8 protein-coding genes and 1 pseudogene are annotated in these 9,046 nt (G+C 64.9%); 2 read left to right on the forward strand and 7 right to left on the reverse strand.

Annotated features, from left to right (window positions below; genetic code table 11):
• Nucleotides 1-340 (reverse strand): annotated as a pseudogene (locus B7X32_RS14920) (DedA family protein); the annotation flags it as partial.
• 328 nt (nt 341-668) lie between these two features.
• Between B7X32_RS14920 and B7X32_RS14925 the strand changes: the two are divergent.
• Entirely contained in the window at nt 669-974 is a 306-nt protein-coding gene (locus tag B7X32_RS14925; protein WP_292721199.1) for a transposase, read from the forward strand.
• Nucleotides 971-1,744 carry an IS3 family transposase gene (locus B7X32_RS14930; protein ID WP_292721202.1) on the forward strand — a complete coding sequence of 258 codons (774 nt, stop codon included), beginning with the start codon at nt 971-973 and terminating at the stop codon, nt 1,742-1,744. Before B7X32_RS14925 ends, B7X32_RS14930 begins: the two co-directional genes overlap by 4 nt.
• Before the next feature lie 171 nt (nt 1,745-1,915).
• Here the strand turns inward: B7X32_RS14930 and B7X32_RS14935 are convergent, their stop codons facing one another.
• The 6 genes from B7X32_RS14935 to B7X32_RS14960 form a co-directional block, all read right to left on the reverse strand.
• On the reverse strand, nt 1,916-2,422 hold the full coding sequence (locus B7X32_RS14935) for a M23 family metallopeptidase (RefSeq protein WP_292721206.1): 507 nt from the start codon (nt 2,420-2,422) through the stop codon (nt 1,916-1,918).
• A 637-nt stretch (nt 2,423-3,059) separates the two neighbouring features.
• On the reverse strand, nt 3,060-4,595 hold the full coding sequence (locus tag B7X32_RS14940; RefSeq protein WP_292721209.1) for a multicopper oxidase family protein: 1,536 nt from the start codon (nt 4,593-4,595) through the stop codon (nt 3,060-3,062).
• On the reverse strand, nt 4,592-7,060 hold the full coding sequence (locus B7X32_RS14945; protein ID WP_292721211.1) for a heavy metal translocating P-type ATPase: 2,469 nt from the start codon (nt 7,058-7,060) through the stop codon (nt 4,592-4,594). The genes B7X32_RS14940 and B7X32_RS14945 overlap by 4 nt, the downstream gene beginning before the upstream one ends.
• A gap of 64 nt (nt 7,061-7,124) precedes the next feature.
• Entirely contained in the window at nt 7,125-8,060 is a 936-nt protein-coding gene (locus B7X32_RS14950) for a hypothetical protein (protein ID WP_292721213.1), read from the reverse strand.
• A gap of 106 nt (nt 8,061-8,166) precedes the next feature.
• The gene (locus B7X32_RS14955; RefSeq protein WP_292721216.1) at nt 8,167-8,763 is read right to left on the reverse strand and encodes a DUF305 domain-containing protein; all 597 of its coding nucleotides are present in this window, start codon (nt 8,761-8,763) and stop codon (nt 8,167-8,169) included.
• Between the two features lie 94 nt (nt 8,764-8,857).
• Nucleotides 8,858-9,046, reverse strand: a 189-nt coding sequence (locus B7X32_RS14960) for a hypothetical protein (protein WP_292721218.1), incomplete at its 5' end; no start/stop codon positions are given.

Raw genomic sequence — 9,046 nt, forward strand, 5'->3', positions numbered from 1 at the left:
ATTCGGTCTCCTCGAGCCGCGAGGTCTTCAGGATGCGGGCGTCGTCGCGGAACAGCCGTCGCCCGAACCGGCGGCCTAGCAGGTAGCCGACCTGGTCGCCCAGGAACGCGGCGGGCACGCCGACGAGCACGACCTGCCAGGGCTGGATCCCGAGCGGACCGGCGAGGATCGCGGCGGTCACGAGCAGCGAGTCGCCGGGCAGGAACGGGAACAGCACGCCGGACTCGATGAAGATCAGCAGGGCGATGCCCGCCAGCACCCAGGGGCCGAAGGCGTGCAGCATCGACGAGGCGTCCGGAATCAACGCAACGTGCACGGCATCGTGTAACAGGACCGTCATGTCCCAGACGCTACGCAAAGCCAACCAAGGAACCACCAAGACTCCGCAGTCATGCCTGTCGAGCTCCCGCAGCCAAAGGCATGTGCGCTCGGTGCCAGGCAGCCGCTCGTGATCATGCGGGCGCAGCTTCTGTCCAGGCTGACCGGGGAGATCGCGAGATGCTCGGAACGGGGCCGTGTACGGGCTTAGCCGAGGGCGGAGATCAAGGGACGGTATTGGTAGCAGCAGCGATAGAATAGCGGGATCTCAATCGTCGAGGGGGCGTGAGGAACGGATCGGTGACGACTGATCGTTAGTGCCGGGAGGCGCTGGCGGGGAGGATGTCATCATGCCCGGTCCCTATCCGAAAGAGTTCCGCGAGGACGTCGTCGCGGTCGCTCGTAGCCGTGAGAGCGGCGTCACTATCAAACAGATCGCCACCGACTTCGGTATCAGCGAAGCAACGCTGCAGAACTGGCTCCGCCAAGCCGATATCGAAGACGGCAACCGGCCCGGTCAGACCGCCGCCGATGCCGCCGAGGCCCGGGAGTTGAAGAAGCGGATCCGACTGCTCGAGCAGGAGAACGAGGTGCTCAGAAGGGCTGCGGCGTATCTGTCGCAGGCGAACCTGCGGCTCGGTGGCTCCCCAAAATGACGTACCCGCTCGTATCTGAGCTCGCCGACGCGGGGATTCCCGTGACGGTGTCGTGCCGGGTCCTGAAGCTCGCAAGACAGCCCTACTACCGGTGGCGCAACGACCCGATCCGGGGTGCCGATGTGCTCCGCGCGTATCGGATTAACGCGCTGCATGACGCGCACCACGACGACCCGACGTTCGGCTACCGCTACTTGGCCGACGAGGCGCGGCGTGCGGGGTGGCGGATGAGTCGGCGGACGGCGTGGAAGCTGTGCTCGCAGGCCGGGCTTCTCTCCTCGGCGCAACGGCGGCGACGCGGGAAGGGCAAGAAGGCCGGGCCGCCCGTGTTCGACGATCACGTCCAGCGTGTGTTCCGCGCCGACGCCCCGAACAGGCTCTGGCTCACCGACATTACGGAGCACTGGACTGCCGAGGGCAAGCTCTACTGCTGCGCGATCAAAGACGTGTTCTCCAACCGGATCGTCGGCTACTCCATCTCGGATCGGATGACCGCGAAACTCGCCGTCGACGCCGTCCGAAACGCAGTCGCCCGCCGCGGTGAGGTCGCCGGGTGCATCCTGCATGCCGACAGAGGCAGCCAGTTCCGCAGCCGGGCCATGGCCCGCGAACTGCGCCGGCACGACATGGTCGGATCGATGGGACGCGTCGGCGCCGCCGGGGACAACGCCGCCATGGAATCGTTCTGGTCGCTGCTGCAGAACGTCGTGAGGTCAGGGGTCGCGAAGGTAGCGTGGAGCACGTCGAGGTCTTCCGGATGGGCAGTGTAGGAACTCCCATCATCGGAAGGCCTCGACCCTCATCCGGGCACCGACGCGCTCAGCCGGCTACCCGCTCATCTGCGAAGAGCCCGTATACCGTCTGATGTTCGCCTTCAAGGTTGGACACGACTGAATGAGGTAAGCGCTCCCGTCTGGAGAGTTACGAGTTGTGCAAAACGGTTAGAAGACGTTCGCCTCGAGCCAAGCTAGCGGGTCGATGGCGTTTTCGTTGACCCGCACTTCGAAGTGCAAGACGGTACCAAATGTCCATCCGGTGTTGCCCACGCGGCCGAGGAACTGGCCGGCTGTAACGCAATCTCCGACTTGCACTGCCCGCGAGCCCGACTCCATGTGCGCATACAGTGAAGAAAGGGAATTGCTACTGCTGAGCTGAGGATGGCTCAACTCCACCGCTTCTCCGTAGCCTTGGTAGCTTTGCTGCGAAATCTTGACACAGCCGTCTGCAATGGCGTAGATCGGGGACCCCATGGGTGCCGCAAAATCCTGTCCCATGTGCGAGCGACCTGGTCTCGCCGCACCGAATTCATCGGTCAGCGTGTAAGAGCCGGATGGCATTGGATAGATCACCTGTCCGGGTTTCGCGATGGAGGCGATACCGGTCTTTTCTGCCGCGGCAGTTGCCGCCTGCATCGCTGAGAGTTCAGCGGGAGTTGTTGCGGTGAACACCCCATGCGCCTCCACATCGGGGAGGACACTGTTCGCCGCCGTGAACGACTGGGCCCGAATGTCCGACGTCGCGAGAGCTGTGCCGTTACCCATCGGGAGGGGCACGACTCCCATGGCTGGGAGCGTTGTGCCCACTGCAAGAGCGGCGATGGCGAATGCCGCACCCGCACCTTTGCTGGCACGCCTGACGGCTTGCTGAGCTCTCATCGGGCTCACAGCCGCACCGGCTGGGGGCGCATCGCTCTGCGGGGGTCTGGTGGTGTCTATAGTTCCTGTCCGCTGGCGCCCAGAAGTACGCGCCTGGGGACGAGCACTGCGCTGACGCGGCACGGCACCTCGATCCGGAACTGGGCTGCGGAACGGCGATGGATCGGTGAGTTCTGTTGTCGGGTCCGCATTCTGAGCGGCCTGCCGACGCAGGTATCGGCGGGAGCCGGGGATAGGAATGTCTGTGCTCGTGTCAGATGTGTTCGCCATTGACGCGTCAGCGACGTGAGGTTCAGTATTTCGCAAGTTCATGATTGCTCCTCGGGTAAGCGGCCTACCCCGTATGGCCAGCTCGGTCCCGACCGGCGAAACAAGACGACTCTGGCGTCTCATTTCTTGTTGGAACTGAGCGGAATGCACTGTCGTGGGGTTAGTTCGAGTAGCCGATGACGGTCATCATTCCGGATTCGGCGTGGTAGAGGTTGTGGCAGTGCGCGACCCAGAGACCCGGGTTGTCCGCGTCGAAATCGACTGTGAGGCTTCGTCCGGGCAGGATGATCGAGGTGTCTTTGCGTGGCCCGTTGTCGGAGTGCTGGAACGTGTGGCCGTGCAGGTGGAATGGGTGCCACATCGTGGTCTTGTTCGTCACGGTCAGCCGAACTCTTTCCCCGCTTCGGACTTCGTACGCGTTGCCGAGCGGCCGACTCATGTCGAAACGCTGTTCGTTGATCGCCCAGTCGTATGCGTCCATGCTGCCGGTGAGGGCGAGGGATATCTCGCGGTCAGGTCGCCGCTCGGGCAACACGACTTGCTTCGATGCGGTGAGCTTGGTCGCGGTTCCCACCCGGGCTGTGGTGCCGATTCTCTTACTGGACAGCTCAGGGAGGGAGACATCGCGGTCGGGTGGGGTTGCGTCGGCGGTGCGGACCAGTGCAAAGCCGCGGTCACGTTTGCCTTCTGCTTGCGCTACGAGTGGGAAGATGCCGTCGCCGAGGGTGAGGAGCGCGTCGTACCGTTCGCCCATGCCGATGAGGATGCTGTCGACTTCGACCGGGTTGACGGGGAACCCGTCGGTGTGGGTGATGGTCAGGGCGTGGCCGCCGATAGCGAGTCGGAACGCGGTGTCGCTGCCCGCATTGATGATCCGCAACCGAATGCGGTCGCCAGGTCGGCCTGTGAACTGGGACGGGTCGGCGGGAGGTTTCCCGTTGATGAGGTAGTACGGATAGTAGACGTCGCCGGCGTCACCGGCGAGAATGTCTGAGGTCGCGCCCATCAGGGCGTTGCCCATGCGCATGAACATGTCACCCATTCCCCCCATGCCGGCCATCCCGGCGGAGAGTTCTTTGAGGACTTTGTCGGGTGTGGCGGTGACACCGTCGAGCCAGTCATCGAGGACGATGACCCATTCGTTGTCGTAGCGTCCCGGTTCCGCGGGGTCTTCGACGATGAGCGCCCCGTAGAGGCCGCGATCCAGTTGCACACCCGTGTGGGGATGGAACCAGTAGGTCCCAGGATCGGGGGCGATGAAGTCGTAGCCGAAACTGCTTCCGCCCTTGACGGCTTGCTGCGTGATCGGCGGAACCCCGTCCATGTCGTTGCGCAACGCGACTCCGTGCCAGTGGATGGAGGTGTCCGTGGGGAGCTGGTTATGAACGGTCGCTTTCAAGGTGTCTCCGGCACCGACGCGGATCACCGGAGCCGGGACGGCACCGTATGCCCAGGTCGATGCGGTCACGCCGGCCAGGTCCAGTTCTATTCGGGCAGCGGTGAGGGTGACGTTGGTGACTCGGCCGGTGCCGCGTCGGCGACGTTCCGCGTCCCGCACCTGTGAGCTGTCCGGTTGGATCCACGTTGGGGCAGGGGCGCAGGAGGCCAGGGCGACGGTGGCTGCGGCGCCGACACCGAATCCGAGGAACGTGCGGCGATTCATAGAGGTGCGCGGCAGAAATCCCCGGGCGGTCATGGGCGGTCCTTTCCGGCTGCTGCGGGTGCCGCGGGTGCGGGCGCGACCTGTGCGGGGAGGCGGAGTCGCTTTAGCAGGAGTGCGTTGACGGCAACGATTACGCTCGACCCGGACATACTGATCGCGGCGATCTCGGGGGTGAGCATGATCCCGAAGGCGGGGTAGAACAGCCCTGCCGCGATCGGCAGCGCGATCGTGTTGTACCCGACGGCCCAGCCGAGGTTCTGCCGCATCTTCCGTAGGGTGCCTTTGCCGATTCTCAGCGCGATCGCCACGTCCAGCGGGTCGGATCGCATGAGGACGACGTCGGCGGTTTCGATGGCGACGTCAGTGCCGGCGCCGATCGCGATGCCGAGGTCGGCCTGAGCGAGAGCGGGAGCATCGTTGACGCCGTCGCCGACCATCGCGACCTTCCGCCCCGATGCCTGCAGCTCGGCGATCTGGGCGGACTTGTCCTTCGGAAGCACATCTGCGATCACGGTGTCGATGCCGAGCAGCGCAGCGATGCGGGTGGCGGTGGGCTTGTTGTCTCCGGTGAGCATAGCTACCTGAATGCCCTGCTTGTGGAGGGCGTCGATTGCGGCTTTCGCTGTGTCGCGGGGCGCGTCAGCGAGAGCGATGACGCCTGCGGCCTTCCGATCGACGGCGAACAAGATTGCTGTTCGCCCCCCGTCCGCGAGAGCCTTCTGGGTGGCGGCGACCGGGGAGATATCGATGCCTTGGGCCGCCATCAGTCGCGCGTTGCCGACGATCACCTGTCGGCCGTCGACGGTCGCGATCGCGCCCTGTCCGGTGACGTTACGGAACGCGGTCGCCGTGCGCCGGGGAATGTTCCGACTGTCGGCATAACTGACGATCGCCTTCGCTAGTGGGTGCTCCGACTCCCGCTCGAGCGCGGCGGCAAGGGCGAGCATTTCGAGGTCTTCCATCCCGACCGGGAGGTAGTCGGTGACTTCAGGTTCGCCCCTGGTGAGCGTGCCGGTCTTGTCCAGCACGACTGTGTCGATCCGCGCGGCGGCCTCGATCCCGGACGCGTTCTTAAACAGCACGCCGCGCTTGGCGCCCAGGCCGGTGCCGACCATGATCGCCGTCGGCGTCGCAAGACCCAGAGCGTCGGGACAGGTGATGACCACCACGGTGATGGCGAACAGGATCGCCGTGGGCAACGCGGCGCCGGCGAGGAACCACACCAGGAACGTGAGAGTTCCTCCGACCAAGGCGACCAGGACCAGCCAGAACGCGGCGCGGTCAGCGAGCCGTTGCCCTGGAGCCTTGGAGTTCTGCGCTTCCTGGACCAGCTTCACGATCTGTGCGAGTGCCGTGTCCGCGCCGACCTTCGTGGCGCGAACCCGGAGAGTGCCGACGGTGTTCACAGTCGCGCCGATCACCTCCGAACCGGGTGCCTTCTCGACCGGCATGGATTCGCCAGTCACCATCGACTCATCGACCTCGGACTCGCCGTCCTCGACTCGCCCGTCGGTGGGGACCTTCGCGCCGGGGCGGATCAGCATGAGGTCGCCGGGAACGACCTCGGATGTCGGGACCTCTACCTCGTCACCGTCACGGATCAAGACCGCACGGGCGGGGGCCAGCTCCAACAGCCGACGGATGGCGTCGTTCGCGCCGCCCCGGGCGCGCATCTCCACCCAATGCCCGAGCAATACGAAAGTGGTCAGAACCGTGGCGGCCTCGTAAAACACCTCACCACCGCCAGTGAGGGTGATGACCAGGCTGTAGAGCCAGCCGGCGCCGACGCCGACCGCGACGAGGACCATCATGTCCAGGGTGCGGGCACGCAGCGCGCGGTAGGCGCCGTCGAAGAAGATCCACGCGGAGTAGAAGATCACCGGAAGCGACAGGATCAGCATGAACACGTCGTCGCGCAGCCCGAACGGCGCGGACACGGAGAATCCGATGACCTTCCGTCCGATCGGTGACCACAGGGTGATCGGGATCGACAGGATCAATGCCACCAGGAACCGGTTGCGCATGTCCCGGACCATTGCGTCCATGGACATCGGACCGTGATGCCCGCCGTGGCCCATCATGTCCTGTGGGCTGTGCGCGGCCGCCTCGGCGTGATCCTGCCCCCCTGTCGCGGGGGCTGCGGCGTGCCCGGCGTGGCTGCCGGCAGCGCGCGTGCTGGGGGCTGCGAGATCTGCCGGATCGTGTTGGACATGGTCAGCATGATGTGCGCCGTGGCCTTCGTCCTCGGCAGGGTCGCAGATGTGGTCCGGGACCGATTGTCCGGCGCAGTGGTAGCCGCACTCGATGACCCACCGTCGGAGTTCAGCGACCGACGTGACCGAGGGATCGTAAGTGATGTTTGCTGTCTGGGCGACGGGATTGGCCTCCACGGCGACGACGCCGGGCCGGCGAGACAGAGCGGACTCGGCGACGGCCTTCGACGATGCCCATTGCACTCCGGACACCTCTAGCACGACGGTGTTGCGGTGATCGTTCATGAGAGCCTCTCATTCGTGGTTTCGGCATTCCGCGGGCGGGCAAGGTCGCGATTCCAGTCGGTCGTCATGATTTCGGGCCGGACAGTTTCAGCACGATGGCCTTGTCGTCGCGGATCTGGACGACGCCGCGATCATCGACCAGCACGATCGTCCCGTCCCTAAGCGCTCCGAGCGCTTGGACGGTCCCGGTCGCGGTCCCGAATCGAGTCCACACCCCCGTGGCGAGACGCCACAGGATGCCGTCGGTCGAAACTCCTACCAGCGCTCCGGATGAGTCAACTTGAACCTGATAGAGCAGTGGCGCCCCCGGGGCCGTGGTGAATGTCGCACCGCTGTCCTTGCTCTGGAGCACCCCCTCAGGCGTTGCCGCATACAGGGTGTTGTCCGCGGCAACGGCGATATCGGCAGCGGGAATGGTCGCGCCGTTGGGCCACGTAACTCCCTTGTCGTGACTGATTCGCAACGCGGGCGAGGTCGAGCCGATCGCGTAGATCGTGCCATCGGAGGCCGCGGTGAGGACGTGGAAGTCCTCTATTCCGGTGAACGCGACAGGCCTCCACGTAACTCCGGAGTCAACGCTGTCGATGACGCCGAGGTTCGGAGCCCCCAACTGGGTGGCCGTCTGTGGACCGGGGTGTCCCGATGCGAAGAGCGTGTCTGGTGTTCCGGTCAGCCCCATCGCGTCGAAGCCGTTGCCGCCGATCGGCCCCGTGACGATGCCCGTTTTGGTGACCTTGTACAACCCGTTGTGAGTTCCCAGGAGCACCGCGTCATCGGCGAGCCCGACAATGCCGTGAACGTGACCGAACGAGGCCGCAATGGGCGGGGAGGCGTCCGGGGCGACGGCGGCCGTGCAGCCGACCAGCAGCAGTACTCCACCTATGGAGATACCGGCCAGTGCGACGGCGCGCCTCTTGAAGTGGGGGAGGTGAGGACCGATGCGCGCGTCATTCTGGACGCGGTGGATACCGCGGATGGCGCGGTGAAGCCATGGTGTCATGGATCGCTTCTTTCAAAGGTGGTTCCGCGGCGTGCGTGACGACGCTAATGCGGACGACACCCGGGCCGGGCGGTAACGGACACCGCGCCCGGCCCGAGATGTCAGGTCAGAGGGAGCCGAGAATGTCCTTCATCGTGGTGATCTCGGCGGTCTGCCCGTCGACCACCTTCTGGGCGAGGGCGCGCATGTCAGCGTCCTTGCCATCGCTCAGTTCGGAGCGGGCCATTTCGATAGCACCCTCGTGGTGCGCGATCATGCCACTCAGGAACAGTCGGGCTGCATCCGATCCAGTGGCGGAGTCCAGCGTGGTCATGTCATGGTCGGACATCATGCCCATCCCGGTCATCGGGGCGGAGTCGGCCGACGTGCCCTTGTCTTTCAGCCAGGCCTGCATGGTCTGAATCTCTGGGGCCTGCGCCGCTTTGATCTGCTTTGCGAGCGCGGTCACTTTCGGATCGATCCCGGTCTTCTTGAGGATCGCGTCGGACATCGCGATGGCCTGTTCGTGATGCGGGATCATCATCGTCACGAACATCTCGTCAGCCGTTTTGGCTGTCGTGGATGACGGTCCTGACGTGCTGCTGGGCGTATCGCCCGAGCCCATGTCCATGCCCGGCATGGAACCGCCGGTGCCGGTGCAGCCTGCGAGAACGAGGGCGACAGCGATAACGCTGCCGGAGAGCGAGAGGGTGCGGAAACGCATGAAAAGGTCCTGTCGTATTGGTCGAACGATGAAGATTCTGTGCGCTGGGTAGCGCGATGGTTCCTCCTCGCGGCGTGCGAGGCGGACCACAGAATCAGGTTCGACTAATAGAAAGGACGATCAGTGAGGGCGGTCGCAGGTGCGGTAGCGCGAACAGAACAGTCCGTCCGCGCCTCCACGGAGGCAGGAACACTGAGGCGAACAGGGATGTCAGTGCTGGAGCCAACAGGGTGATGACCGCGGTCAGCAAAGCCAACACGCATATCATCATCAGCACGGAATG

Origin of the sequence: Microbacterium sp. 13-71-7, assembly GCF_002257455.1 — a bacterium.
Classification (GTDB): Bacteria; Actinomycetota; Actinomycetes; order Actinomycetales; family Microbacteriaceae; genus Microbacterium.

Bases quoted from the DNA above. Each gene is read 5' to 3' on its own strand.
- B7X32_RS14955 (WP_292721216.1), bottom strand. From the start codon at position 8,763: ATGCGTTTCCGCACCCTCTCGCTCTCCGGCAGCGTTATCGCTGTCGCC.
- B7X32_RS14925 (WP_292721199.1), top strand. From the start codon at position 669: ATGCCCGGTCCCTATCCGAAAGAGTTCCGCGAGGACGTCGTCGCGGTC.
- B7X32_RS14945 (WP_292721211.1), bottom strand. From the start codon at position 7,060: ATGAACGATCACCGCAACACCGTCGTGCTAGAGGTGTCCGGAGTGCAA.
- B7X32_RS14930 (WP_292721202.1), top strand. From the start codon at position 971: ATGACGTACCCGCTCGTATCTGAGCTCGCCGACGCGGGGATTCCCGTG.
- B7X32_RS14940 (WP_292721209.1), bottom strand. From the start codon at position 4,595: ATGACCGCCCGGGGATTTCTGCCGCGCACCTCTATGAATCGCCGCACG.
- B7X32_RS14950 (WP_292721213.1), bottom strand. From the start codon at position 8,060: ATGACACCATGGCTTCACCGCGCCATCCGCGGTATCCACCGCGTCCAG.